Source organism: Fusicatenibacter sp., assembly GCF_050872605.1.
GTDB lineage: Bacteria > Bacillota > Clostridia > Lachnospirales > Lachnospiraceae > Fusicatenibacter.
This window is the reverse complement of the sequence record NZ_JBNMHD010000009.1, coordinates 1-25971: the sequence shown is the minus strand read 5'-3', so window position 1 is coordinate 25971 and position 25971 is coordinate 1. Positions and strand designations below refer to the sequence as shown.

Genomic DNA, 25971 nt, shown 5'->3' with positions numbered 1-25971 from the left:
TGTAGAAGTATGCCGCACAGAGAGGTAAAAGAGTCGAAAGACCACCGAATCTGGCGAGTAATTGATAGGGAGGTGCCATATGTACGCAATTATTGCAACAGGTGGTAAACAGTACAAGGTAGCTGAAGGCGATGTTATCCGAGTAGAGAAACTTGGCGTTGAAGCTGGAGAAACCGTAACTTTTGATCAGGTACTTGCAGTAAGCAATGACGGACTGAAAGTTGGCGAGGACGTTAAAAATGCATCCGTAACCGCATCTGTAGTTGGAAACGGTAAAGGCAAAAAAGTTATCGTTTACAAGTACAAGAGAAAAACTGGTTATCATAAGAAAAACGGTCACAGACAGCAGTACACTGAAGTGAAGATTGAAAAAATCAACGCTTAAGTCTTATGATTTGTATAACCGTAACAGAGTGTGACGGCGAGTACATCTCCGTGGAGTCAAACGGTCATGCAGGCTATGCAGAGGAAGGGCAGGATATTATCTGTGCTGCTGTCTCCGCACTGGTTGTAAACACCGTAAATTCCGTGGAAACATTGACAGAGGATCTGATTATAAGTGAGGCTGGAGATGGATACGTGTATTTTTCATTCCCGAATGGGTATTCTGAAAGTACCGCACTTCTTGTAAAATCACTTTTGCTGGGCCTCGAAAGTATCCGCCGCGATTATGGAGCACAATACTTAGAGATCGCATTCAAGGAGGTGTAATACCATGTTAAATATGAACCTTCAGATTTTCGCTCATAAAAAAGGAGTTGGTTCTACCAAGAACGGTAGAGATTCCGAGTCCAAGAGATTAGGAGCAAAAAGAGCTGACGGACAGGTTGTAAAGGCTGGAAACATTCTTTACAGACAGCGTGGAACCAAGATTCATCCAGGCGTGAACGTAGGAATCGGAAAAGACGATACCTTATTCGCTATGGTTGACGGACGCGTAGCTTTCGAAAGAAAAGGACGTGACAAAAAACAGGTTTCCGTATATCCGGTAGCAACAGAAGAGTAAGACAAAGGTGCGGCTTCAAATCTTAAGAGGTTTGAAGCCGTTTTTGTTAACTATTCAGAGCCGGATTCGAAATGGGGTTCTGAATAGCTGCGTAGATTAGATTAAGACAGGAGAATACCATGTTTGCAGACAGAGCAAAAATTCTGATCCGCTCCGGTAAGGGCGGAGACGGACATGTCAGTTTCCGCAGAGAGCTTTTTGTACCGAACGGCGGGCCGGACGGCGGCGATGGCGGCAAAGGCGGAGACGTTATTTTTGAAGTTGACGAAGGACTGAATACACTGGTTGATTACCGCCACAGAAGAAAGTTTTCTGCTACCGACGGCGAGCCGGGCGGAAAACGCAGATGCCATGGCGGAAACGGCGCAGATATTGTCCTGAAAGTACCGGAAGGAACCGTCATTATGGACGCTGCGAGCGGAAAAGTCATCGCAGATATGTCCGGTGAAAACCGCCGTCAGGTTGTATTAAAAGGCGGAAAAGGCGGAAACGGAAATATGCATTACGCAACCGCTACCATGCAGGTTCCGAAATACGCCCAGCCAGGCCAGCCGGCACAGGAGCTGGAAGTGAGAATGGAACTGAAAGTCATCGCGGACGTCGGACTCGTCGGCTTCCCGAACGTTGGAAAATCGACCCTGCTTTCCCGCGTGACAAATGCAGAACCGAAAATTGCAAATTATCACTTTACCACGCTTTCCCCGAACCTCGGTGTCGTAGACCTTGAGGGCTGCAGCGGATTTGTTATCGCAGATATCCCGGGACTGATCGAGGGTGCATCGGAAGGAGTCGGCCTCGGCCATGAATTCCTGCGCCACATCGAGAGAACCCGCGTGATGATCCATGTAGTAGACGTTGCATCGACCGAGGGAAGAGATCCGGTGGATGATATCAACAAGATCAACAAAGAGCTCGAAGCCTATAACCCGGAGATCGCAAAACGCCCGCAGATCATCGCGGCCAATAAGACCGATGCGATCTATGTAGAAGAGGGCGAAGAGGATCCTGTGGAACGTCTGAAAAAAGAGTTCGAGCCGAAAGGCATCCCGGTTTATCCGATTTCTGCCGTCAGCGGAAAAGGCTTAAAAGAGCTTTTATATGCCGTACAGAAAAAACTCGATGAGCTTCCGAAAGAGCGTATGGTCTTCGAGCAGGAATTCTTCCCGGAGGATATGCTTCTTGCTGAGAACCTGCCGTACACCGTCGTGCAGGACCCGGAGGACGAGCACCGCTTCATCATCGAGGGACCGAAGATCGAGAAGATGCTCGGCTACACCAATCTGGATTCCGAGAAAGGTTTTGCTTTCTTCCAGCGGTTCTTAAAAGATACCGGCATCTTAGACGAACTCGAGCAGGCCGGCATCCAGGAAGGCGATACCGTCAAGATGTATGGATTTGAATTTGATTATTATAAATAAAACGAACGAATAAAAACGAAGGAGGAGACGTATGACCAGCAAGCAGAGAGCATACCTGAAAGGCCTTGCCATGACCATGGAACCGATTCTGCAGGTAGGAAAAAGCAGCATCACACCGGAGCATACCGCTGCCGTTGCAGAGGCACTTGAGGCGAGAGAGCTGATTAAAATCAATGTACTGCAGAACTGCCTCGATGATCCAAGAGAGATCGCAGAAGTTCTGGCAGAACGCACCAATTCCCAGGTCGTACAGGTGATCGGCAAAAAGATCGTGCTGTACAAAGAGGGCAAAAAAGAGAAAAAGAAAATTCAGCTTCCGAAATAATCCGCAGGAAAGAAGCGCCGGGACCGGAGCATACCGCTGCAGTTCCGGCGCTTTTTGAGGAAAACGTATGGAAAAGACAAACAGAAAAGTTGGCATTATGGGAGGCACATTCGATCCCATTCATATCGGTCATCTGATCCTTGGCGAGGCGGCGTACGAGCAGTTCGGGCTCGATGAAGTCTGGTTCCTTCCGGCCGGAAATCCGCCACATAAGAGGAACCGGGCGGGACGGGCAAAGGATGCACAGCGTGTCGAGATGGTGCGCCGTGCCATCGCATCCAATCCTCATTTTGTGCTCTGCACCAAAGAGATGGAAGATGAGGGCTATACCTACAGCTATCGGACGCTTGAGGCGATGCGCGAAGAGAACCCGGGCACGGAGTTTTACTTTATCATTGGAGCGGATTCCCTGTTCTATTTTGATGAGTGGAAAAATCCAGAGCGGATCTGCGCCGCGGCAAAGATCCTTGTGGCGACCAGGGATCGGGCAAAAAAGGAAGAGCTTCTGGCCTGTATGGAACGAAATGCAGAAAAACTTCACGGTACCTTTCTGAAACTCGACACACCGAATCTGGATGTTTCTTCCCACGAACTTCGGGAATGGATCCGGGAAGGAAAATCCGTGAAATACTATCTGCCGGATTCTGTGATTTCCTACATTCAGGAGCAGAAAATCTATCAGGATTAGAGGAAGAGCAGGATGGAACAGTACGATTTATGGAAACTGGACAAAAAACTCCAGAAGGAAGTCGATGAAGACCGCTATCATCACACGCTCGGTGTGATGTTTACCGCAGCATCCATGGCGATGGTATGGGGCGAGGATCTCGAAAAAGCCCGTGTCGCGGGACTGCTTCACGACTGTGCAAAATGCATTCCGAATAAGAAAAAAATCACCATGTGTGAGAAAAACAAGATTGAAATCACTGAGTTTGAGCGGAACAATCCGTTTTTGATCCATGCCAAGCTCGGTGCATTTCTGGCGAAGGACAAGTATAAGGTGGAAGATTCGGAGATCTTAAGTGCCATCACCTGGCATACGACAGGAAAAGAAGATATGACATTGCTGGAGAAGATCATCTATATCGCAGATTATATCGAGCCGGCACGAAACAAGGCACCGCACCTTACCCGCCTTCGGAAGCTGGCATTCACCGATATCGACGAATGCATGTATGAAATTTTAAAAGACAGTATGGCGTATCTGTCGGAAAACCCGAAGACGATGGACCCGATGACGGAGCAGGCATATCAGTTCTATGAGGCACTGCACCGGGAACGGACGGCAAAGGAGGAAGCATAAATGAGCGAAGCAAAACAGACTGCAAAACTTGCACTGGAAGCACTGGAAGATAAAAAAGCAATGGATGTCCGCATTCTGGACATTACCCATGTTTCTACTCTGGCAGATTATTTCATGATCGCCAGCGGAAGCAACCGCAACCAGGTACAGGCGATGGCAGACAACGTAGAGGAGGTACTCGGAAAAGCCGGCGTACATCCAAAACAGATCGAAGGCTATCAGACTGCAAACTGGATTCTGATGGACTACGGCGATGTTGTCATCCACATCTTTGATGAGGAGAACCGCCTGTTCTACGATTTGGAGAGAATCTGGAGAGACGGTAAAGTCGTAGAAAAAGAAGAGATTATGTAAGTTAGTGTACAGAAGTAACTAGCATTTTTCTATAATTTGTAAAAACAATTATTCTGTAGCAAACCAACCAACAAAACGAAGCGTATTACTGGCAAAACCGGTGATACGCTTTTTTAATGGAGGCAAAATGAGAAAAGCTAAAATCTACCTAAAAAACAAAAAAGAATTAAATGAATACCTAAAAAATCTCGTAAAAATAAAGAAAAACCCTACTTTAGAAGATGTGAAATTTTCATTCAGGTGGGGAACAATCCCTTGTGACCAATAACTACCATGTTATTCCGAGACTTTCAAACTGTCTCTTTAACTGGTCAAGCTGTTTCTTTATGCCGGAAAATGTGACTTTCCCCTTGCAGTGGGGGCAAATTGTTTCATAGTTGTCGTTAGCACCGAAAAAATCTTCTGTCTTAATTTTTAACGCATTATTACAATTAGGACAATCCGGAGTAATATAAGGTTCATCTTTTGCAAGAATTTTGACAAACTTATCCATATTTTCAAAGCTCCTTTCTAAATACTCACCTATGGCGGTAGGCTGTATATATAGTATAAGGGCTGAACGAGAATAAGACAACAATAATAGTGCTTTCACACTTCATAGCAACAAAATCTAAATAAAATTCAGATTTTATTTAGACTACTAATCGTCTGAAACAAGCAAATATTGCTTAAAACAGAGGATAACGATTTTTACGAAAAACAGAAAAATCATGTTTGCGAAATGATAGTTAGGTGGAAAAAGGCGCAGAAAATCCGGAACCGTGCAGAGAAAGGCGGACGGGTTCTCTGCGCCTTTCTGGCGTTTGGAACGCATATGATAAAGAAAAAGGGGGATATCACACGATGAAAAAAACAGAAAGCGGATCGCTTGCTGTGATGCTCGATGAAGAGACGCTGGGACTTAGGATCGAAAAAGACAGCGTTGTCTGGAATACGGATCCGAAAAAGACACCTGAACTGATTTTTGCAGAGGGAACATACCGTTTTCTGGATGCAGAGGAGATTTCCCATGAGGTCTATTCCTTCGGTGTCGGATGCGGCATCCGGAGCCGTTATGCGGGATTTGCGGGAACACCGTATGCCTTCGAGACGATTATCTGGATCGAAGCTGTGGATGAAACACTCTGGATGGAGTGGATTCCGCTCTGCGAGGAGGGACTGCATCCGGTAAAGGTGCTGTGGCCGACGGCAATGGAGTTTACAAACGGGCGTGATGACTGGTATACACTCCTTACCGAGGGACAGGGACTTCTGATTCCGAATACCTGGAATACGGAACTTGGAAAGCTTTCGTTTGACGGCAGATTTGAGACCTCCGGCGGCTATATGCCGTGGTTCGGCCAGGTGAAGGAAAGATGCGGCTATACAGCGATCTGTACAACACCGTGGAACGCCGGTTATCAGGCAGAGCACCCGGCAGGCGGCCCGTATACCAGCGTGGGGGCATGGCTGGAGCCGAGCCTTGGAACAATGAATTACCGCCGCGTATTCCGTTATACGTTTTTAAATGACTGCGATTATAACGACCTCTGCAAAACGTACCGCCAGTATGTACGGGAACAGGGCCATCTGCGCACTTTGAAAGAAAAGGCAGTACAGAATCCGTCCATTCACGATCTTGTGGGAACGTGTTTTGTTCATACGGGAATCAAGACGGTTGTGCAGCCGGAGTCCGGCTTTTTCGATCCGCAGAACCCGGAGAAAAATAACCGCGTAGTGCCGTTTTCCGTGCGCGAGCAGCAGATCCGCGAAATTCATGATCTCGGCGTAGAGAAAGTCTATCTTCATCTGGACGGCTGGGCAGAACCGGGGTATGACAACCAGCATCCGGACTACACACCGGCATGCCAAGCGGCCGGCGGATGGGAAGGCATGAAATCGCTTGTCGATACAATGCATGATTTCGGCTATCAATTCGGGATTCACGATCAGTACCGCGATTATTACCACGCAGCACCGAGCTACGATGAAAATTATGCCTGCCGCCTTCCGGACGGAACGATACCGGGACACAGTTACTGGGCGGGCGGACCGCAGAGCTATCTCTGTGCAACGCAGGCACCGTTCTATGTGAAACGGAATTTTGCCGAACTGAAGAAAAACGGAATCCGGCTTGACGGTGCATACCTCGATGTGTTTACGTGCAACGAGGGCGACGAGTGCGCAAATCCGGAGCATGTGATGACGAGAAGAGACTGCTATACGTACCGCGGAAACTGCTTCTCCTGGCTGATCTCACAGGGGATTCTCTCAAGCTCCGAGGAGGTCAGCGACTGGGCCGTTCCATATCTGGTGTTCTGCCATTATGCACCGTATGACTTTATGCTGCGCCCGGCAGAGACACCGAAAAAAGGAATCCCGGTGCCGCTCTTTAATCTTGTGTATCATGACTGCATAATCGAGCCGTGGATGATGGACCGTGTGACAAAAGACGAAGATTATATGCTGTACGCCCTCCTCGCCGGCGGCGCGCCGTATCTGGTACGGGACGGTGCCTACCCGAATACGGACGGAGCGTTTGACGGAGAAAAAATCAGCCTGGAAGAGATGGCGAAACGGTGCCGCGTTGTGACAGAACTCCATGAAAAAACGGCATTTCTGGAGCTGGTACGCCATACGTGCCTTGCGGCTGACGGAAGCATTCAGAAAAGTGAATTTTCCGATGGAACGTATGTCATTTGTGACTTTACAAAACAGATCTACGAGATAGGATACGGAGCCTGAAAAGAAAGCGCCACATGTAGATTTTGTTCTTATAAAAATACAAGATTTTGTGGTTTTTCCTTGTATTTTTTCAAGTGCATATCTTGCGCGGAAAGCAGAGATTTGTTATATTATGCATGCGGAGGTGTTCATGCCCGGTGCAAAGAAGATGCCGGAGCGTGACGAAACAAAATAACACCAGAAAGGAACAAATCAAATGAGAGAATTTGAACAGTGGGACGGCTTTTCCGGAAGACTCTGGAAAGAAGGCGTTGACGTACGTGACTTTATTCAGAACAACTATACTCCATATGATGGAGATGAAAAATTCCTGGAAGGACCGACAGAGGCTACAGACCGTCTGTGGGGCAAATTACAGGAACTCCAGAAAGAAGAGCGTGCAAAAGGCGGCGTTCTGGATATGGAGACAGAAGTTGTAAGCGGAATCACAGCTTACGGCGCAGCATATATCGATGACAGCATGAAAGATCTGGAGCAGGTAGTTGGTCTTCAGACAGACAAACCGCTGAAACGTGCATTTATGCCGTATGGTGGAATTAAAATGGCTGAGCAGTCCTGCGAGACTTACGGCTACAAACCAAGCGAGAAGCTTCATGAAATTTTCACTAAATATCACAAAACACATAACCAGGGTGTATTCGACATCTACACACCAGAGATGATGAAAGCCCGTCATAATAAAATCCTGACCGGTCTGCCGGATACCTATGGCCGTGGCCGTATCGTAGGCGACTATCGTCGTGTTGCTCTGTACGGTATTGATTACCTGATCGAGCGCAAAAAAGCAGATTTCGCTGCAACCAACCGTCAGGGAATGCGTCGTGGTGACTTCCAGTTAAGAGAAGAAATCGCAGACCAGGTAAAAGCACTTCAGGAAATGAAAGTTATGGCACAGTCTTATGGCTATGACATTTCCCAGCCGGCTAAGAACGCAAAAGAGGCTGTTCAGTGGCTGTATTTCGGATATCTTGCAGCAATCAAGACCCAGAACGGTGCTGCAATGAGCGTTGGCCGTGTATCTACTTTCCTTGACATCTACATTGAAAGAGATATCGAAAAAGGAATCCTGACCGAGAAAGAGGCTCAGGAGCTGATCGACCATCTGGTAATGAAATGCCGTATGGTTAAATTCGCAAGAATTCCGTCTTACAATCAGCTGTTCTCCGGTGACCCGGTATGGGCTACGCTGGAAGTTGCCGGTATGGGAATCGACGGACGTTCTATCGTTACAAAGAACGATTTCCGTTTCCTGCATACACTGGAAAACATGGGACCGTCCCCAGAGCCGAACCTTACTGTTCTGTACTCTGAGCACCTTCCGGAAGCTTTCAAGAAATATGCAGCTCATATTTCTGTACAGACAAGCTCTATCCAGTATGAGAACGATGATGTAATGCGTCCGGTATGGGGCGATGATTACTCCATCTGCTGCTGTGTATCCGCTACCGAGACCGGTAAAGAGATCCAGTTCTTCGGCGCTCGTGCAAACCTTGCAAAATGCCTTCTGTACGCAATCAACGGCGGTAAAGACGAGAAGACAAAACAGCAGGTTGCTCCGGAATATCAGCCGATCACCAGCGAGTATCTGGACTATGATGAGGTTATGAAGAAATACGACGTTATGATGGACTGGCTGGCTCATCTGTACGTTGGAACTCTGAACATGATCCATTACATGCATGACAAATACTACTATGAAGCAGCAGAGATGGCTCTGATCGACACCGATGTAAGACGTACTTTCGCAACCGGTATCGCAGGATTCTCTCACGTAGTAGACTCCTTAAGCGCAATCAAATACGCTAAAGTTAAAGTTATCCGTGACGAAGAAGGAATGGCTGTTGATTTCGAGACAACCGGTGACTTCCCGAGATACGGTAACGACGATGACAGAGCAGACGAGATCGCTGTATGGCTGCTTCGTACCTTCATGGACAAACTGAAATACTGCCATACCTATCGTGATTCCGAGCCGACTACCTCTATCCTTACCATTACTTCCAACGTTGTATATGGTAAAGCAACTGGTTCTCTGCCGGATGGCAGAAAAGCCGGCGAGCCTCTGTCTCCAGGAGCTAACCCGTCTTACGGCGCAGAGAAGAGCGGACTTCTTGCTTCCCTGAACTCTGTAGCAAAACTGCCGTATGAGGACGCTCTGGACGGAATCTCCAACACCCAGACCATCAACCCGGGCGCACTCGGCCACAACGACGAAGAGCGTACCGAGAACCTGGTACACGTTCTGGACGGATACTTCGAGCAGGGTGCACATCACCTGAACGTAAACGTATTCGGAACCGAAAAACTGATCGATGCAATGGAGCACCCGGAGAAACCGGAGTACGCAAACTTCACGATCCGTGTATCCGGTTATGCAGTTAAATTCATCGACCTGACAAAAGAGCAGCAGATGGACGTAATTGCACGTACCTGCCATGATCATATGTAATTTCTGAAAATGTTATTTCTAAAGCCCCCGCGGCCGCAGCAATGCGGCTGTGGGGGCTTTTTGTATATCGGTGCTTGAATTCCAGTAAAATCCACTTGATTTAGAGTATATAAAATGAGAAAATTTATCAGATGCAGAACACTAATTGAAAAACTTTTATCAAGTAATTCATAGCGTAAGTTACAAGTTAATGTTATAATACCAAAGTTAGAGTTTCCTAACATAAGAAAAAATGGAGTTTTATTTATGAAAAAGAAAATTGTTGCAGCATTTTGTCTTGCCATGGTGATGACGGTCGGCGGATGTTCCGGTACGGGGACAGCAGCGCAGCCGGAGAGCAGTGAAAGTCAGACACAGCCGGTGTCTGTTTCGGAGTCTTCGAGCAGTTCTGACGCTTCGGAAGAGAATTCCACGCAGGAATCCGCGTCATCCACATCTTCTTCCGATGCCGCCGATGCGTCGAGCAGCCGTGATATTTTTGCGATGGATACGTACATGACGGTAACTGCCTACGGTCCAAACGCAGAGAAGGCGGTAGATCAGGCACAGCAGGAGATTGAGCGGCTGGATGCGCTCCTGTCGACTGGAGAGGAAACGAGTGAGGTCGCGCAGATCAATGCGAACGGCGGCGGAACCTTATCGGAGGATACCACCTATCTGTTGGAACGCTCCCTGGATCTGTATGACAGCACAAACGGTGTTTTCGACATCGCAATTTACCCGATCATGGATGCCTGGGGCTTTACGACTGGAAATTATACCGTTCCTTCGGATGAGACGATCGAAAGTCTCCTTCCACTGACCGATGCCAATAATATTGTCTACGACAAAGAAAATTCATCCATCAGCTTCGCAAAGAGCGGCATGAAAATCGACTTCGGCGGAATTGCAAAGGGTTATACGTCCGGCAGAATCGCGGATATTTACCGGGAATGCGGTGTGACGAGCGGGCTCATCAACCTCGGAGGAAACGTTCAGGTTGTCGGCACGAAAACGGATGGCAGCAAATGGCGTGTTGCCGTGCAGAGTCCGGAAGCAGAGGACGATTATCTCGGCATTCTCTCAACAGCTGACCGGGCAGTCATCACTTCGGGTGGATATGAGCGGTATTTCGAACAGGACGGTGTGAGATACCATCACATCATTGATCCGGCAACTGGTCATCCGGCGAATAACGGTCTGGTATCTGTGACGATCGTAAGCGCGGACGGAACACTGGCGGATGGCCTTTCGACTTCTCTTTTCATCATGGGAAAGGATAAGGCGGCCGAATACTGGCGTGCGCACAGCGATGAATTCGACACCATTCTGGAGGATGAGAACGGCGTTCTGTACGTAACCGAAGGAATCGCCGATGATTTCACATCCGATCATGAGACAAACATTATCAGGAAAGACGGTGATACATAACCATGGGAAAATGGAAAAAACTGACAGCATTTGCACCGGCTCTTGCAGCGGTTATTGTAGCGGCCTGCGCGGGCATTTCGCTGAATGGATATACTGCACCGGTTTATGCCGTAGAGCAGCCGGAGGCACTGGTGACACCGGAGCCGGGACGGGATACCGATACAGCGGAAAAGAAAGACGACAATAAAAAGAAAGAGGATACGAAAAAGAAGACAACTGATACCGAAGCAGAAACTGCTGCGGCAGTCGGCTCCGGCAGTTTTGAACTGGCAGACGGAACGTATGAGGGAAGCGGAATTGGTTTTGGCGGAACAATTACCGTATCTGTGGTATTAAAGGACAAAACCATTCAGTCTATCTCGATTGTCAGTGCTCCGGGTGAGGACGCAGCCTTCCTGAACCGTGCCAAGGGTGTCATTGACCGCATCATCGCATCCCAAAGTGTGGATGTGGACACGGTATCCGGTGCAACCTTCAGTTCTAAAGGAATCCTGGCGGCCGTAAAAAATGCACTGACCGGTCAGACAGATACCTCAGAACCGGCATCTGCATCTGGTGCGATAGGCGCTGCATCTTCCGGCGGAAGTGTTACCGTATCGAAAATCGAAGAACCGGCCGCATACCGGGACGGAACGTATTACGGAAGCGGAACGGGCTTTGGCGGTACGATGAAAGTCTGTGTTGTTGTCAGCGGCGGAAAAATCACCTCGATTAATATTGTGGAAAACAGTGATACACCGAGCTATCTTTCCAGCGCTTCTTCCCTGATTTCCACGATTATCTCGACACAGAGCACCAATGTGGATACCGTTTCAGGTGCAACGTACAGCTCCCGCGGTATTATCGAAGCCGTACGCAGCGCGTTAAGCCAGGCGGCGGTGAATGGATCTTCCGGCACAAATGGAAGCAGCCAGAATAATACAAACAATGGAAACAGCAGCCAGAACAACGGCAATGGAAACAGTCAGAGCAACAACTCATCCGCATCCAAGGGAAGTTTCCCGTATAAGGACGGCATTTATTACGGCACAGCCGCCGGTTTTCAGGGAGACATCAAAGTGGCGGTAGCCCTGCAGGATCAGACGATCAAAGCGGTACTGATTCTGGAAAACGAAGATGACGAGACATTCTTCAACCGTGCCAAAGTCGTAGCGGACCGCATCGTAGACGGACAGAAAACCGATGTGGATCTCGTATCCGGCGCAACCTACAGCTCCCGCGGCATCCAGAACGCAGTAAAACAGGCACTGGAAAATGCGAAGAAAGCAACAAACGGCGAAACCGTTCCGGATAACGGAACGAACAGCGGCGGAACCACAGCGGTTCCGGAAGGAAAATTCCCATACGAGGAAGGCATTTACTACGGAACCGGTGAGGGCTATCTGGGAGACATTACAACGGCAGTTGTCATTCAGGATGAGACGATCAAGGCCATTCTCGTGACCGAGAGTGAAGATGACGAAGCATTCTTAAAACGCGCAAAACAGACGGCAAAGGACGTTGTGAAAAACCAGACACTGGAAGTTGACACTGTTTCCGGCGCAACCTACAGCTCCAGGGGAATTCTTGCGGCAATCGAGGAAGCTTTAAAAGAGGCAGAACGCGTAACTGAAGAAAAGAAAAATCCAACCCCGACGCCAACGGTAACTCCGACACCGACGGAAACTCCAACCCCGACCGAAACCCCGGAGCCAACTGAGACGCCAACCCCAACGCCGACGGAAACTCCGGAACAAAAGATCTATCAGGACGGCGAATACACAGCGATTGCCGTCTGCGAACCGGATGAAGATGAAGATTTTACTGCTTATCAGCTTTCCGTAACGGTAACGATTGAAAACGATAAAATCGTAGCATTAAGCAACATCACCGGGTACGGAGATAGTCAGAATGCCTCCTACATCCGCCGCGCATCCGAGGGAACCTCCAAAATCAAAGGCGTTTCCGCTCAGATTCTGGAAACAGGAACGCTTGAGAACATTGATACCGTTTCCCGCGCAACCTGCTCCTCAAAAGCCATTCTTGAGGCATGCCGGAATGCGCTGGACGCTGCGAAAGTAACGCAATAAAGGGGAAAACAGATGAGACAATTGATTGTTCGTTTTTTGAATATCGCTGTCATTGCCGCTGTTCTGATCGGCTACAACACGGTGCTCGACAAAAGAGACAAAGAGGATCAGATCGCACGGCTTTCGGCAGAGCTTGAGACGACCCAGCTGCAGAAGGAAAACCTGCAGGCCGCCGCAGCTGCATCCAACACGGCGGATACGGGCGCGGATGAAGCAGCAGAAGCAGAAGGGCAGTACGTGGACGGCACGTATGACGGTGAGGCTGACGGCTTCGGCGGCACCATTGCAGTTGAAGTAACTGTAGAGGGCGGCCAGATTACCGATCTTGCCATCACATCCGCCGACGGCGAGGACAGTGCGTATCTGTCAAACGCGGAGGCGATCATTCCAAAGATTCTTGAGGCACAGTCCGCCGATGTTGATACGATAAGCGGAGCAACCTTCAGCTCCACCGGCATCAAAAATGCGGCGCAGGAAGCAATAGAAAAGGCGGAGAAATAACATGAAAAATTTAGACTTATCCAAATTGCCGGCAAAGAAGAGAAAGCAGATCGTTTCCTGCCTGCGCGCCGGAATCCAGCTTTTATATTTCCTGTTTCTTCCGTCGGTATTCACTGCTGCATTTAACGGAGTCAAATACATTTTTACGCAGCTGGGACAGGGCGAGAAAATCGAAATGACCGCGTTTGTGTCGGCTCTGCTCCTTGTCTGTGCATTTACGATTGTTTTTGGCAGATTTTTCTGCGGTTTTGCATGCGCTTTTGGAAGTCTGGGGGATGCAATGCACGCAATTTATGGTATAATCTGTAAGAAACGTAAAAAGAAGCCCAGACGCATCAAACCGGAAACAGCAAAAAAACTGGCACTGTTCAAATACGGCATTCTGCTTCTGATTGCACTTTGCTGCTTTGCAGGAGTTTATCAGAAAGCCAGAGGAACGAGTCCGTGGGATGTCTTTTCCATGCTGCATGCAGGAAATTTCCGGCTTTCCTCTTATGTTCCGGGAATTGTACTCCTGCTGCTGATCCTGGTCGGCATGTTTTTTGAGGAACGCTTTTTCTGCCGTTTCCTGTGCCCGATGGGAGCTGTCTTTTCTCTGCTCCCGATCCTGCCGTTTTTCACCCTGCACCGGAAACGTGAAAACTGTATCCGCGGCTGCAGCGCCTGTACGAGACAGTGTCCGTCTGCGGTGGAGCTGCCGTCCGACAGTTCCATGGAAATTTCCGGCGACTGTTTCCAGTGTCAGAAATGTATTGATACGTGTCCGAAAGGCAATATCTGCTGCGGAGTAAAGGAACTTCATGGAAATGAAATCCTGTTTACCCTGTTCCGTGCGGTATTCCTGCTGACACTGCTGTTATGGGCTGGCATCTAATTTCAGAATAAGGAAAATTGTATGAAGAAAAAAGATCTGATTCTGGCAGGCGCCGTTTTGCTCCTGGCCGGAATCCTTGCCCTGGCGCTTCGGCTGCCGAAAACGGAAAATGGAAATACCATGAAAGTCACGGTGGACGGCGAGGTTTACGGAACGTATCTGCTCGCAGAGGATCAGACCGTGAGAATTCAGACAGATCACGGAACGAATGTCCTCGTGATTAAAAATGGAAGTGCCCACATGGAAGAGGCCGACTGCCCGGACGGCTACTGCAAAAGACAGGGTACGATTTCCCGGGTGAATGAGACGATCGTGTGCCTGCCGCATAAGCTGGTGGCGGAGGTAGAAAGCGATGGCTCGATATCAGACGACACAGACGATGCGCCGGATGTCATTGTGAAATAAACGCACCAGCAAAAGAAAGGAATTGGAACTTATGAGAGACAGCCGCACTGCAAGCAGAAAAATTGCCTTATGCGCCATGCTGATGGCACTTGCCATGATTTTCAGTTACGTGGAGGTACTAATCCCGATCAACCTCGGCGTTCCCGGCATCAAACTTGGCGTTGCCAATCTGGTTGTCGTTGTCGGCCTCTTTTTCCTTCCGGCAGGGGAAGTCCTGATGATTTCCGTTGCCCGCATTCTTCTGATGGGCTATCTGTTTGGAAACGGAATGTCCATCCTCTACAGCCTTGCCGGCGGACTTTTGAGCTTTCTGGTGATGCTTCTGCTGAAACACATCAAAGGATTTAGTATCACCGGCGTAAGCATTGCAGGCGGCGTGACACACAATGTTGCCCAGATCTGCGTGGCGGCTTTCGTGGTGCAGAACCGCAAACTGTTCTATTATCTGCCGGCCCTTCTCGTGGCCGGTGTCATCACCGGAATGCTGATCGGAATCCTTTCGGACCGCATTCTTTCGGCAGTAAAACGCGAAGGACGGAAGAGTTCTTCGCGGTAAACACTGCATATCTTCAGAAATGTTTCTGTGTGGAAACAAAAATCATTCCGCAAACTTCAAAAAATCAGATAAGTAAATAGTGAAAAAAACTCAATAAGGAGAATCTGTGTCTTTTTTGAGAAAAAATAACCACTTGCGAGTTAGACAAAACGATCTAGGATTAGTAATATAATTTACAGTTAGTTAAAACAATTATTAATTAGCAAAAGCTAATATAATAATAAACAACAGTTTTGCCCCTGTTTTTCCTGCAAAACTGTGGAAAAGGAAAAAGGAGGAAGTTATGATCAAAAGAAAGGAACTTCAGAAAAAATCATTAGCCGCCGTTATGGCAGCTTCCATGACCATGAGCCTGCTCCCGGGAACTGTACTGGCAGATTCCACAAGCGGCGTGCTGGCAGATGGCACTTATGAGTCTACCGCTCATGTTACGAGAACGGAAGAAGACGATGACGCTGAAAATGAATGGAATGAATATGACGTCAACGTTAAACTGACCGTTGCAGACGGAAAATTTACAGATGTTTCCGTTACACCTGGAAGCGGCTACGTTGCAACTGAAAATGGATCATATTTTAACAAAGCCTTAAACGGCACCAAAAAAGCTAATGGTATTATTGCACAGTTACAGGGAAAAGATGCAACTGTTGCGAATATCGAAAGCTGGGATACCGTATCCGGTGCAACCAGAACCTCTACAGCAGTAAAAACAGCAGCTCTTGCAGCAGCCAAAACGACAACTCCAACTCCAGCTGTCGTAGATACTGCAGTTCTTGAAAAAGCAATCGCATCTGCTGAAGCATTAAAAGAGACTGATTATACCGCAGATTCCTGGAAAGCTGTTCAGACCGCACTTACCGCAGCAAAGGCGGCTCTTTCTGCAAAAGAGTCTCAGACGGCTGTTGATACCGCAGCAGACGCATTGAACACGGCAGTAAAAGCGCTTGTGAAAGCGTCGATCCCAACGGCGACTCCTACAGCTGCTCCTACAGCAGCCCCAACGGCAACGCCTACCACAACACCTGCAGAGGATGAATACAAATATGTGTATGCAGGCCTTTCCTGGTCAGAGTACTGGGCAGCAGAAGGCGTATATCAGGCCGGAGATACCACAAGCTCCAGCGTTGTTGATGCCAAAGGCGAGTATGATAAAGGCGCTTTCGATACTGTAACGCGTGCAACGACGAACCACGGACTTCACAGAGGAAGCTATCAGTGCAATGCCACCATCTTTATGAAAGACGGTACGCAGTATCAGGTTTCTTATTACACCGATAGAACAACGGTAGTTCTGACGAATGGTGAGACTGTAACTTATAATGCAGCTGATATTGATCATTATGAAGTATATGGACTGAAATATGTTCCCGTCAAAGTAGCATCCGAAGATTATGAAGCATTCTGCCAGAAATATGCTGTGGTAGAAAATGGCGGAACTTTAAATGGTGGATTCTCTGAGGGCAAACTGAGCGGATATACTGGTCTTGTTGCAGATGTAACAGAGAATACGAATGGACTGAAAACTGCAACAAAGAATGCAGACGGAAGTTTCTCTTTTTCTGCAAGAACAACTGGAAGCGAATCCGGAATCAAAGATCAGGCTCTGAAGACTGCTCCATCCGCAGAAGATGCAGGCCTGACGGTACAGGAAGCAAATGGTTCCTTTGGTGAATTCCTTCGTGTAGACCTGAATAAGGACTATGGTGACCTTGGTGCTAATATGCAGAGTGTAACCTGGACCTACTATGGAAATGATGCAACTTATACGAATGCACTCCGCACCTTCGGAACGAAATTCGCCGCAGATAACTGGATGCACAAATCCATGGGAATTCAGCTGGGTCTGATCGATTCGGTACGCTGCCAGCTCCCGGAAGGAACTGACGGAACCGGATACTGGACGATCACCATGCATGCACTTGGTTATGCAGATGTAACTTACAAATTCCAGGCAACCGATGAGAACATTGTAAAAGAGGATCCGGTACAGAGTACAGAAGCTCTGGAAGCAGCTATCGCAAAAGCAGAGGCACTGAATGAGGCTGATTACACCGCAGAGAGCTGGGCAAATATGCAGGTCGAGCTGGCTGAGGCAAAAGAAGAGCTGGAAGCAAAACATACCCAGGCAGCAGTGGATGAAGCAGCACAGCATCTGAATGCAGCCATTGAAGCACTTGTAAAGAAAGAGATTACTTACAAATACGTATATGCAGGTCTTTCCTGGAGTGAGTACTGGGCAAATGAGGGCGTATATGAGGCAGGAAGTACGGAGGAATCTAAAGAAGTAGATGCGAAAGGCGAGTATGATAAAGGTGCATTTGATACCGTAACCCGTGCAACTACAAACCATGGTCTCCACAGAGGAAGCTATCAGTGCAATGCTACTATCTTTATGAAAGACGGCACCCAGTACAAAGTAGCTTACTACACGGACAGAACAACGGTAGTTCTGACAAACGGCCAGACAGTAACCTATGATGCAAAAGATATCGATCATTATGAAGTATACGGATTGAAATACGTTCCAGTTAAAGTAGCTGAGGATGATTATGAAGCATTCTGCCAGAAATATGCAGTTGTAGAAAACGGCGGAATTTTGAATGGCGGTTTCTCCGAGGGTAAACTGAGCGGCTACACCGGCCTTGTTGCTAATGTAACAGAGAACACCAACGGACTGAAAACGGCAGTGAAAAACGAAGATGGAAGCTTCTCCTTCTCTGCAAGAACAGTTGGAAGTGAATCCGGAATCAAAGATCAGGCACTGAAGACAGCTCCATCAGCAGAAGATGCTGGCCTGACCGTTCAGGAAGCAAACGGTTCCTTCGGCGAGTTCCTTCGTGTAGACCTGAATAAGGATTATGGTGACCTTGGCGCTAATATGCAGAGTGTAACCTGGACCTACTATGGAAATGATGATACCTATACCAATGCACTCCGCACCTTCGGAACGAAATTTGCCGCAGATAACTGGATGCACAAATCTATGGGAATCCAGCTCGGACTGACCGATTCGGTACGCTGCCAGCTTCCGGAAGGAACTGACGGAACCGGATACTGGACGATCACCATGCATGCACTTGGTTATGCAGATGTAACCTACAAATTCCAGGCAACCAATGAGAACATTGTAAAAGATGATCCGGTACAGAGTACGGAAGCTCTGGAAGCAGCGATTGCAAAAGCAGAGGCACTGAATGAGGCTGATTACACCGCAGAATCCTGGGCAAGCATGCAGACCGAGCTTTCCGAAGCGAAAGAAGAACTGGAAGCAAAACATACGCAGGCAGCGGTCGATGAGGCAGCCGAGCATCTGAATGCAGCTATTGAAGCACTTGTAAAAGCAGCAACAGATACGCCAACCCCGGCTCCTACAGAAACCCCAACCGTAACACCGACTGAGACTCCGACTGTTACCCCGACGGAAACCCCAACTGTAACACCTACCGAGACTCCGACTGTTACCCCAACGGAAACTCCGACCGTAACACCAACTGAGATTCCAACTGTTACTCCAACCACCACGCCTACAACAACGCCGACTACAACGCCGACGACTGCTCCGACTACAACACCTGCGGCACAGCCGACCAAGACCCCGGCCAGCACGCCGAAAGCAACTTCGACTCCGCTTGCAAGCAGCAATGTATCCAATACATCTACTTCCAAGAAGAGTGATAATGCAAAGACTGGTGATGTAACCAACATCTGGGGATGGGTAAGCATGGCCGTTGCATCTCTTGGCGCCGGCGGACTTGGACTTAAACTCCGCGGCAGAAAGAAAAACGAAGATGAAGAGTAATCCAGAATGAAATGACTGAGAAATTCTTCTGATCATAAGAATCCACAGACCCCTCCGCCAGAAAATCTGGATTGAAGGGGTCTGTGGGTTTCTCTGGATAAAAACAGAAATTTTTTCTTGAAACAGAGGACGATTCGTGCGATGATAATACTGTGCTTTTCGCATATGCAGCATAATGGAGGTGACTGAAAAAAATATGACAGCAGAACTGTTGGAAAAACATATTACTGATACGATTCGGGAATGGCAGGTGAAGATCGGCTATGAGGGCGGTACGATGAAGCTCTACTACCCGGCGGAATCCCTGCGCCGTTCCCTCTCTTTAAACGAAACAGAAGATCTGGACAGCGCACTTGCGGCATTCTGCAAGGAAGTACAGCCACGTCTTGGCGCTCTTGCAATATCAGCAATCAAAGACCGTTACTGCGTGGAAATCCCGGAGGAAGGCTGTTCCTATATTGAACGCGAGATTCCTGTCCCGGAGCTCTTACAGAACCTTCTGCAGGTGATCACAATGCCTGGAAACACAATGGAGCAGGTTCGGGACTGCTTTTCTTCCTATGCAGAGAAAATGCATACTACCGTGGAAGAAAACGCATCCGAGGAGCATGAGATGGGCCATGTATTTTCTTTTGCAGACCCGTCTGTAGATGAATACTGTTACTGTGTCGAAGAAAATGAATTCGGCCTGACGTACCACCGTTTTTCACGGGAAGATTACGAGGCCTTATAAGAAAAAGGAGGACATACATCATGGAATTTACAAAACTGCTGGAAGAAAGAAGAAGCATCCGCGCATTTGATCCGGAGAAACACGTAACCGCAGAGCAGATCCAGGAGATCGTACAGGCAGCCATTCAGGCTCCGTCCTGGAAAAACTCACAGACAACACGGTACTATGCCCTTGTAACACCGGAGAAAGTCGAAGAATTTTCCGCAAAATGTCTGCCGGAATTCAATCAGAAAAGCTCCAAAGGAGCCGTTCTCGTAGTGACGACCTTCGTCAAAGACCGTTCCGGCTTTATGCAGGACGGAACCCCGGACAATGAGGTTGGAAATGGCTGGGGCTACTATGATCTTGGTCTTCACGATGAAAACTTCATCCTGCGCGCAAGAGAACTCGGCCTCGACACCCTGATCATGGGTATCCGCAATGAGAAAGCCATCCGCGAAGCGCTTTCCATTCCGGAAACGGAACTCCTCGGTGCTGTCATCGCTGTCGGCTACCGCGCGATCAACCCGGATAAGCCAAAACGCAAAACGGTAGATGATATTTTAAAACTGTTCTAAATCAGCCGTATCCGACTGAAAACGCGAACGGTACTTTCCAGGCGGGAATCCGAAAAAACGGGAGAACTGTTTGCTGAATGCATAGACATCGCCATATCCTACCAGACCGGCAATTTCCTTCATCGGTACGCCGCCCTCGAGAAGAATACGGGCCTGCTCCATTTTCTTCCCGGTGCGGTACCGTGCAGGAGAGACGCCGGTCTGTTTTTTAAATATTTTTCGAAACGTCTCATAACCGATCTGAAGTGACTGAGCGAGTTCCTCAAGAGAAATCTCCCCGTCAAGATTCTGGGAGAGTGCATCGCAGGCGGCCTCGATCGGGTCACGCTGCAGGTTTACCCGGTGCGCATGGTAACCGTACATCCGGAGAATCTCCGTCTGCAGCTCCGGAATCTGTAAAGGAAGCAGACTGTCCGGTGTGGCCTTCAGCGACTGCAGAAGTTTCTGATACCGCTCGAGATCACCGGGAAGCAGCTCCGTTTTTAACACCGGCTCGCGGTTTAGCACAGAAAGCGAGCAGAACGATTCAAAAAACGGCTTCCCAATCGAGATAAAAAATTCCAGCCATTTCCCGTCTGGATCAACGCGTGTGGAATGCGGCACGCCTGGCAGACGCTGGACCAGACTTCCCGTCTGCAGCGGATAGGAGGTGCCGTCCTCGGCAATATATTCTCCGTTCCCGCGCAGCAGCACAAAACAGCTGTAATATTCATTCGAAAAATGGTACTGGGAGCGGTCCGCCGTTTCTTTCCGCATAAAACCGCATGCCAGAATCCCGTTTTTCATTTCATTTCCAATACAGCGATAGATGACATCGCTCTTTTTGATTTTTGCAAGCAGATATTCCGGTATCATACGCCTTCTCCTTTACTTTCCCATTTTGGATAAAAGAAACACCAGATCAACTATTTCTCATCCACGTGCAGTGTTTTATACTAAATCATAAGGTAACTGCATAAATCTTCTGGAAATCCACAGATGTATTATATCACAGGAAAGCAAAAAAGGAACACCAATCTGGATAAAAGAAGATAGGCAGTCGGAAGATGCGAAAGCGAACGTAAGGAGGGTTTCAAGAACATGAAACAGACAAGAGACTGGGAAAATCAGCATGTAACACAGAAAAACCGTTATCCGATGCATACACCATACGGCGCGTATGAGACCATAGAGCAGGCGCTCGCCGGAGACCGGAATGCATCCCGTTTTGTAGCAGACCTGAACGGAGACTGGAAATTCAAAATGTATCCGTGCCCGGATGATGCAGAAGCATTTTATGAGGAAACGTTTGATCACGCAGATTGGGATACGATTCCGGTGCCGTCCAACTGGGAGCTGCAGGGCTATGGAAAACCGGTTTACACCAATATGCTGTATCCCTTCAAACGCGGCGAAAACGGTGAAGCATTTGAAATTGAAATTACCGAAGGTAACTATGAGCTGAATGCACCGTACGTACCGGAGAAAAACCTGACGGGCTGTTATTTCAGAACATTTGAAGTTCCGGCAGACTATATCGGCAGACAGCTTCTCATCGATTTTGCAGGTGTCGAGTCCTGCTTCTATCTCTGGGTCAACGGAAAACAGGTCGGCTATTCCCAGGACAGCAAGGTAAACGCGGAGTTCGATATCACAGAGTATGTGAAAGAAGGAACAAATACCCTCGCGGTACAGGTCATGCGCTATTGTGACGGTACGTATCTCGAGGATCAGGATTACTGGCATCTGTCCGGTATCTACCGCGATGTCCGCCTCGTATCGAAACCGATGCAGCACATGCTGGACTACAAGGCAGAGACGCTGTTTACCCATCCGGATTACACAAAAGCCACCCTTTCCGTTACGATCTGGCCGGATAATTCCAAACCGCTGTACGGCGAATACCATGCAAAAGTGACACTGTACGATGCGGAGCAGAACAAAGTAACCGAGATGGTTTCCAAACCGTTCGCGGAGTGCGGCTTTTATCTGATGCCGAAGTTCATTGCAACTGTAACTGCTCCGGTAGAGAACCCGGCACTGTGGACTGCAGAGACTCCGAATCTTTACACTCTGGTTGTTGAACTGCAGAACAAAGAGAACGAAACCGTTGACATCGAGAGCTGTAAAGTCGGTTTCCGTCAGGTGGAGATCAACAGCCGCGGTATTCTGACGCTGAACGGCAAGCGCCTTGTGATCCGAGGTGTCGACCGTCATGATTTCTGCGCAGAGACGGGACGTACCGTTTCCGAGGAGCAGATGCGCAAAGAGATCGCTGTGATGAAACGACTGAATTTCAATGCCGTTCGTACCAGTCATTATCCAAATTCCGTGAAATGGTACGATCTGTGCGATGAACTCGGTATCTATCTTGTCGATGAGACAAACCTTGAGACACACGGCTACGGCGGACAGCTCAGTGCATCTGCAGAGTGGACAGCCGCTTATCTGGAGAGAGCAACCCGCATGGTACTGCGCGACAAGAACCATCCGTCGATCGTTCTGTGGTCTCTTGGCAATGAGTCCGGTGCAGGCGCAAACCACGCTGCCATGCACGGCTGGATCCGCGAGTACGACAAGACAAGATACGTTCAGTATGAGTCCGGCAACCCGAAAGGAAACATTTCCGATGTCATCTGCCCGATGTATCCGACCATGAGCTGGCTCGAGGATGTGATGGCAGATGATTCCGATCTCCGTCCGTTCATCATGTGCGAGTACGCGTATGCAAAGAGCAACAGCAACGGAAACTTCAAGGAATTCTGGGACTACGTCAACAAATACCCACGTTTCCAGGGCGGTTTTATCTGGGATTTTGCAGACAAAGCGATTGCCATCCACAAAGAGGACGGAAGCATCAAATACGGCTACGGCGGAGCGTTCGGCGAGGATGTGACCGATCCGGTTCCGGATATGTGTCTGAACGGCGTTGTCTTTGCAGATCTTTCCTATAAACCGGGCGCATATGAGGTAAGAAACGGCCAGTCTCCGGTTACGATCGAGCAGGTACGCAATCCATATACCGGTGAGACGGCATGGGTGCTGGCAAACCGCTATCATACCCTCGATCTCTCCCATCTGCAGGTGCGCTATGAGATCGTACAGAACGGCGAAAAGATCGCGGAAGGCACCTATCCTGCATTCCACACCGCCGCAGGAACGACAGAGCCGCTTCCGATGCCGGAGCTTCCGGAGGAGCTGCACGGTGAGGCGTATGTAAATTATTACATTGAACTTGCCAGCGATACGTTCTATGCACCGGCTGGAACAGACGTATACCGCCGTCAGATTCCGGTTACCACAGGTGTTTATCTTGCAGAGGAAAAAGCGATAGCAGAGAAACCGCTGACCATGGCAGAAGACGAGAATCAGGTTGTCATCACCGGCGAGGAGACTAAAATTGTCTTTGATAAAAAGACTGGAGAATTCACCGAGTATCAGGCAAAGGGTGTTTCCTTTATGACCGGCGGAAAAGACGAGTTCTACCGCGCGGCAACCGGTATTGATGAGGGAACCCATGAGAGCGATTACGATGATATCTGGCGTGCAGAGGGTCTGGACCGCCTGAAAAAAGAAGTACAGACCATATCTGCTGTCAGTGCAGGAAATCAGGTTCTACTCGAAGTACAGTCTTCTTATGCAGCAGAGCCGGACAACGCCGTACTCTTTACCGTTCATACCCTGTACCGCATCGGCAGTGAAGGCATGGAGCTGAAAAATGAGGTGGTAAACAACAGCGGTCTTGAGACAATCGCAAGAGTCGGCCAGTCCTTCCGCCTTCCGGCAGCATTCGATAAGCTGACCTGGTACGGAAAAGGACCGTGGGAGACGTATGCTGACCGAAAAGATGCAGCACTGACGGGTCTTTACACTTCGACTGTGGCAGAACAGCACGTTCCGTTCGTGGTACCGTGTGAGTGCGGCGGTCATGAGGACACAAGATTTGCTGTTCTTTCTGACGGAACCCATACCGTTCAGGTGGTAGGCGGCGATGACTTCCATTTCAGTGCCCTGCCGTATTCTATGGAAGAATATCGGAAAGCTGCATATGAGGAGGAACTTCCGAAAGAGACGACAGGCACCTGGCTGATGCTGGATGCGGCTCACGCAGGCCTTGGCGGAGATACCGGCTGGACGAAGAACATTCATCCGGAGTACCGTGTATGCAAGGGAAGATACAGCTATACCTTCCGGTTCCATTTCGCATAAAAATTGTATAAAAACAGATACAACGGGCGGCTTTTCCATAAAAAGGTGGGGAACCGCCCGCTTTTTGACGAATTTTATTTAGTAGTCACGGTAATAAATGCTTGACAATTTATAAGGAGTGGTGTAGGGTAAAAGTGTCAAAGGAATTTCACCGTCCTCGATGAGATTCCGCTCACAATCCAATACGAAAAGAAGAGGTATTCATGATGAAAGAATTAAAGCCAATCAAAGAGGGTAAGGTACGCGAGATTTATGATAACGGCGACAGCCTGATCATGGTAGCAACCGACCGCATCAGCTGCTTCGATGTTATTCTGAACAATGTAGTAACAAAAAAGGGTACCGTTCTGACGCAGATGTCCAAATTCTGGTTTGACCTGACCGAGGACATCCTTCCGAATCACATGATCTCTGTAGACGTAAAAGACATGCCGGAATTCTTCCAGCAGGAAAAATTTGACGGAAACAGCATGATGTGCCGTAAACTGGAGATGCTTCCGCTGGAGTGCATCGTCCGCGGATATATCACCGGAAGCGGCTGGGCAAGCTATCAGAAGACCGGAAAAGTATGCGGCATCGAGCTCCCGGAAGGATTAAAAGAGTCCGACAAGCTCCCTGAGCCAATCTACACCCCGTCCACCAAGGCTGAAATCGGGGATCATGACGAAAATATCTCTTATGAGCAGAGCATCGCGCACCTGGAAAAATACTTTCCGGGAAAAGGAGAAGAATATGCCAAAAAGCTCCGCGACTACACCATCGCTCTGTATAAAAAATGCGCCGATTACGCATTAAGCAAAGGTATCATCATCGCAGACACCAAATTTGAGTTTGGTCTCGATGAAAACGGAAACATCGTCATCGGCGATGAGATGCTGACTCCGGACAGCTCCCGCTTCTGGCCGGCCGACGGCTACGAGCCAGGCCATGGCCAGCCGTCCTTCGACAAACAGTTCGCCCGCGACTGGCTCAAAGCCAACGACGGAAACCACGACTGGACCCTGCCGCAGGAAATCGTGGACAAGACCATTGAGAAATACCTTCAGGCATACGAGATGCTGACTGGAAAACCGCTGGCATAAAGAATATCATAGTGTTAAAAAGCTACAGGAGGCAGATTCTGCCTCCTGTTTTTGCGCAGTTTGTGATAATATCGGAAGACAGAGATTTCGCTTTTAGAAAATAATATCCCCGTTTTGCCGAGAGCGCATCCAGCAGAATGGGGAATTCCCTTATTGAAAGAAAAATCACTGTTTTTTCTGGATAAACAACCAAAAAGGACACCTTTTATTGTATAATT

General features: G+C 48.6%; 24 protein-coding genes. 21 read left to right on the top strand and 3 right to left on the bottom strand.

The window, feature by feature from the left end; all coding sequences use genetic code 11:
• Positions 1-79: 79 nt before the first annotated feature.
• The 8 genes from rplU to rsfS all read left to right on the top strand — a co-directional run bounded on the left by rplU (position 80) and on the right by rsfS (position 4406).
• On the top strand, positions 80-385 hold the full coding sequence (gene rplU / locus ACY2VT_RS04580) for a 50S ribosomal protein L21 (RefSeq protein WP_022462906.1): 306 nt from the start codon (positions 80-82) through the stop codon (positions 383-385).
• 5 nt (positions 386-390) lie between these two features.
• Positions 391-711 (top strand): ribosomal-processing cysteine protease Prp, encoded by a 321-nt coding sequence (locus tag ACY2VT_RS04575; RefSeq protein WP_238061404.1) that lies wholly within the window; start codon positions 391-393, stop codon positions 709-711.
• Between the two features lie 4 nt (positions 712-715).
• On the top strand, positions 716-1006 hold the full coding sequence (gene rpmA, locus ACY2VT_RS04570) for a 50S ribosomal protein L27 (RefSeq protein WP_022462904.1): 291 nt from the start codon (positions 716-718) through the stop codon (positions 1004-1006).
• A 119-nt stretch (positions 1007-1125) separates the two neighbouring features.
• A complete protein-coding gene (gene obgE / locus ACY2VT_RS04565) occupies positions 1126-2424 on the top strand; it encodes a GTPase ObgE (RefSeq protein WP_238061403.1) in 1299 nt (432 codons plus the stop codon).
• 31 nt (positions 2425-2455) lie between these two features.
• Positions 2456-2749, top strand: a complete 294-nt coding sequence (gene yhbY, locus ACY2VT_RS04560; RefSeq protein WP_022462902.1) for a ribosome assembly RNA-binding protein YhbY — start codon at positions 2456-2458, stop codon at positions 2747-2749.
• 67 nt (positions 2750-2816) lie between these two features.
• Positions 2817-3437: a nicotinate-nucleotide adenylyltransferase gene (gene nadD / locus ACY2VT_RS04555; RefSeq protein ID WP_461879060.1), complete on the top strand. Its 621-nt coding sequence runs from the start codon at positions 2817-2819 to the stop codon at positions 3435-3437.
• Positions 3438-3449: 12 nt separating this feature from the next.
• Complete coding sequence (gene yqeK, locus ACY2VT_RS04550; protein ID WP_461879059.1) at positions 3450-4052, top strand: bis(5'-nucleosyl)-tetraphosphatase (symmetrical) YqeK; 603 nt, start codon at positions 3450-3452, stop codon at positions 4050-4052.
• Positions 4053-4406 carry a ribosome silencing factor gene (gene rsfS / locus ACY2VT_RS04545; protein WP_022462899.1) on the top strand — a complete coding sequence of 118 codons (354 nt, stop codon included), beginning with the start codon at positions 4053-4055 and terminating at the stop codon, positions 4404-4406. It abuts the gene before it with no gap.
• A gap of 268 nt (positions 4407-4674) precedes the next feature.
• Here rsfS and ACY2VT_RS04540 read toward each other — a convergent pair whose 3' ends face one another.
• Positions 4675-4899 carry a hypothetical protein gene (locus ACY2VT_RS04540; protein WP_461879058.1) on the bottom strand — a complete coding sequence of 75 codons (225 nt, stop codon included), beginning with the start codon at positions 4897-4899 and terminating at the stop codon, positions 4675-4677.
• A 350-nt stretch (positions 4900-5249) separates the two neighbouring features.
• Here ACY2VT_RS04540 and ACY2VT_RS04535 point away from each other — a divergent pair, with 350 nt between their 5' ends.
• The 11 genes from ACY2VT_RS04535 to ACY2VT_RS04485 all read left to right on the top strand — a co-directional run bounded on the left by ACY2VT_RS04535 (position 5250) and on the right by ACY2VT_RS04485 (position 20483).
• Positions 5250-7130, top strand: coding sequence for a DUF5696 domain-containing protein (locus ACY2VT_RS04535; RefSeq protein WP_461879057.1), 1881 nt, complete (start codon positions 5250-5252; stop codon positions 7128-7130).
• 196 nt (positions 7131-7326) lie between these two features.
• Positions 7327-9579, top strand: coding sequence for a formate C-acetyltransferase (gene pflB, locus ACY2VT_RS04530; RefSeq protein WP_461873584.1), 2253 nt, complete (start codon positions 7327-7329; stop codon positions 9577-9579).
• 246 nt (positions 9580-9825) lie between these two features.
• Positions 9826-10989: an FAD:protein FMN transferase gene (locus ACY2VT_RS04525; protein WP_461879056.1), complete on the top strand. Its 1164-nt coding sequence runs from the start codon at positions 9826-9828 to the stop codon at positions 10987-10989.
• 2 nt (positions 10990-10991) lie between these two features.
• On the top strand, positions 10992-13058 hold the full coding sequence (locus ACY2VT_RS04520) for an FMN-binding protein (RefSeq protein ID WP_461879055.1): 2067 nt from the start codon (positions 10992-10994) through the stop codon (positions 13056-13058).
• 12 nt (positions 13059-13070) lie between these two features.
• A complete protein-coding gene (locus ACY2VT_RS04515) occupies positions 13071-13559 on the top strand; it encodes an FMN-binding protein (protein ID WP_461879054.1) in 489 nt (162 codons plus the stop codon).
• A gap of 1 nt (position 13560) precedes the next feature.
• Positions 13561-14433 (top strand): 4Fe-4S binding protein, encoded by an 873-nt coding sequence (locus ACY2VT_RS04510; RefSeq protein WP_461879053.1) that lies wholly within the window; start codon positions 13561-13563, stop codon positions 14431-14433.
• A 21-nt stretch (positions 14434-14454) separates the two neighbouring features.
• Entirely contained in the window at positions 14455-14838 is a 384-nt protein-coding gene (locus ACY2VT_RS04505) for a NusG domain II-containing protein (RefSeq protein ID WP_461879052.1), read from the top strand.
• A gap of 31 nt (positions 14839-14869) precedes the next feature.
• Positions 14870-15394 (top strand): Gx transporter family protein, encoded by a 525-nt coding sequence (locus ACY2VT_RS04500; RefSeq protein WP_461879051.1) that lies wholly within the window; start codon positions 14870-14872, stop codon positions 15392-15394.
• Between the two features lie 283 nt (positions 15395-15677).
• The gene (locus ACY2VT_RS04495) at positions 15678-19193 is read left to right on the top strand and encodes a penicillin-binding Tp47 domain C-containing protein (protein ID WP_461879050.1); all 3516 of its coding nucleotides are present in this window, start codon (positions 15678-15680) and stop codon (positions 19191-19193) included.
• Positions 19194-19389: 196 nt separating this feature from the next.
• Positions 19390-19926 carry a DUF3877 family protein gene (locus ACY2VT_RS04490; protein ID WP_461879049.1) on the top strand — a complete coding sequence of 179 codons (537 nt, stop codon included), beginning with the start codon at positions 19390-19392 and terminating at the stop codon, positions 19924-19926.
• A 20-nt stretch (positions 19927-19946) separates the two neighbouring features.
• Entirely contained in the window at positions 19947-20483 is a 537-nt protein-coding gene (locus ACY2VT_RS04485) for a nitroreductase family protein (protein WP_461879048.1), read from the top strand.
• Here the strand turns inward: ACY2VT_RS04485 and ACY2VT_RS04480 are convergent.
• Positions 20469-21338 (bottom strand): AraC family transcriptional regulator, encoded by an 870-nt coding sequence (locus ACY2VT_RS04480; protein ID WP_461879047.1) that lies wholly within the window; start codon positions 21336-21338, stop codon positions 20469-20471. The two genes, ACY2VT_RS04485 and ACY2VT_RS04480, sit on opposite strands and share 15 nt — an antisense overlap.
• A gap of 225 nt (positions 21339-21563) precedes the next feature.
• Here ACY2VT_RS04480 and ACY2VT_RS04475 point away from each other — a divergent pair, with 225 nt between their 5' ends.
• Positions 21564-24671 (top strand): glycoside hydrolase family 2 TIM barrel-domain containing protein, encoded by a 3108-nt coding sequence (locus ACY2VT_RS04475; protein ID WP_461879046.1) that lies wholly within the window; start codon positions 21564-21566, stop codon positions 24669-24671.
• A 206-nt stretch (positions 24672-24877) separates the two neighbouring features.
• The gene (locus ACY2VT_RS04470; protein ID WP_461879093.1) at positions 24878-25753 is read left to right on the top strand and encodes a phosphoribosylaminoimidazolesuccinocarboxamide synthase; all 876 of its coding nucleotides are present in this window, start codon (positions 24878-24880) and stop codon (positions 25751-25753) included.
• Between the two features lie 14 nt (positions 25754-25767).
• Here the strand turns inward: ACY2VT_RS04470 and ACY2VT_RS04465 are convergent.
• Positions 25768-25971: hypothetical protein (locus ACY2VT_RS04465; RefSeq protein WP_461879045.1), on the bottom strand; the 204-nt coding region annotated here is incomplete at its 5' end.

Excerpts from the sequence above, each read along its gene's own strand:
- rplU (WP_022462906.1), top strand. The coding sequence starts at position 80 with ATGTACGCAATTATTGCAACAGGTGGTAAACAGTACAAGGTAGCTGAA.
- ACY2VT_RS04575 (WP_238061404.1), top strand. The coding sequence starts at position 391 with ATGATTTGTATAACCGTAACAGAGTGTGACGGCGAGTACATCTCCGTG.
- rpmA (WP_022462904.1), top strand. The coding sequence starts at position 716 with ATGTTAAATATGAACCTTCAGATTTTCGCTCATAAAAAAGGAGTTGGT.
- obgE (WP_238061403.1), top strand. The coding sequence starts at position 1,126 with ATGTTTGCAGACAGAGCAAAAATTCTGATCCGCTCCGGTAAGGGCGGA.
- yhbY (WP_022462902.1), top strand. The coding sequence starts at position 2,456 with ATGACCAGCAAGCAGAGAGCATACCTGAAAGGCCTTGCCATGACCATG.
- nadD (WP_461879060.1), top strand. The coding sequence starts at position 2,817 with ATGGAAAAGACAAACAGAAAAGTTGGCATTATGGGAGGCACATTCGAT.
- yqeK (WP_461879059.1), top strand. The coding sequence starts at position 3,450 with ATGGAACAGTACGATTTATGGAAACTGGACAAAAAACTCCAGAAGGAA.
- rsfS (WP_022462899.1), top strand. The coding sequence starts at position 4,053 with ATGAGCGAAGCAAAACAGACTGCAAAACTTGCACTGGAAGCACTGGAA.
- ACY2VT_RS04540 (WP_461879058.1), bottom strand. The coding sequence starts at position 4,899 with ATGGATAAGTTTGTCAAAATTCTTGCAAAAGATGAACCTTATATTACT.
- ACY2VT_RS04535 (WP_461879057.1), top strand. The coding sequence starts at position 5,250 with ATGAAAAAAACAGAAAGCGGATCGCTTGCTGTGATGCTCGATGAAGAG.
- pflB (WP_461873584.1), top strand. The coding sequence starts at position 7,327 with ATGAGAGAATTTGAACAGTGGGACGGCTTTTCCGGAAGACTCTGGAAA.
- ACY2VT_RS04525 (WP_461879056.1), top strand. The coding sequence starts at position 9,826 with ATGAAAAAGAAAATTGTTGCAGCATTTTGTCTTGCCATGGTGATGACG.
- ACY2VT_RS04520 (WP_461879055.1), top strand. The coding sequence starts at position 10,992 with ATGGGAAAATGGAAAAAACTGACAGCATTTGCACCGGCTCTTGCAGCG.
- ACY2VT_RS04515 (WP_461879054.1), top strand. The coding sequence starts at position 13,071 with ATGAGACAATTGATTGTTCGTTTTTTGAATATCGCTGTCATTGCCGCT.
- ACY2VT_RS04510 (WP_461879053.1), top strand. The coding sequence starts at position 13,561 with ATGAAAAATTTAGACTTATCCAAATTGCCGGCAAAGAAGAGAAAGCAG.
- ACY2VT_RS04505 (WP_461879052.1), top strand. The coding sequence starts at position 14,455 with ATGAAGAAAAAAGATCTGATTCTGGCAGGCGCCGTTTTGCTCCTGGCC.
- ACY2VT_RS04500 (WP_461879051.1), top strand. The coding sequence starts at position 14,870 with ATGAGAGACAGCCGCACTGCAAGCAGAAAAATTGCCTTATGCGCCATG.
- ACY2VT_RS04495 (WP_461879050.1), top strand. The coding sequence starts at position 15,678 with ATGATCAAAAGAAAGGAACTTCAGAAAAAATCATTAGCCGCCGTTATG.
- ACY2VT_RS04490 (WP_461879049.1), top strand. The coding sequence starts at position 19,390 with ATGACAGCAGAACTGTTGGAAAAACATATTACTGATACGATTCGGGAA.
- ACY2VT_RS04485 (WP_461879048.1), top strand. The coding sequence starts at position 19,947 with ATGGAATTTACAAAACTGCTGGAAGAAAGAAGAAGCATCCGCGCATTT.
- ACY2VT_RS04480 (WP_461879047.1), bottom strand. The coding sequence starts at position 21,338 with ATGATACCGGAATATCTGCTTGCAAAAATCAAAAAGAGCGATGTCATC.
- ACY2VT_RS04475 (WP_461879046.1), top strand. The coding sequence starts at position 21,564 with ATGAAACAGACAAGAGACTGGGAAAATCAGCATGTAACACAGAAAAAC.
- ACY2VT_RS04470 (WP_461879093.1), top strand. The coding sequence starts at position 24,878 with ATGAAAGAATTAAAGCCAATCAAAGAGGGTAAGGTACGCGAGATTTAT.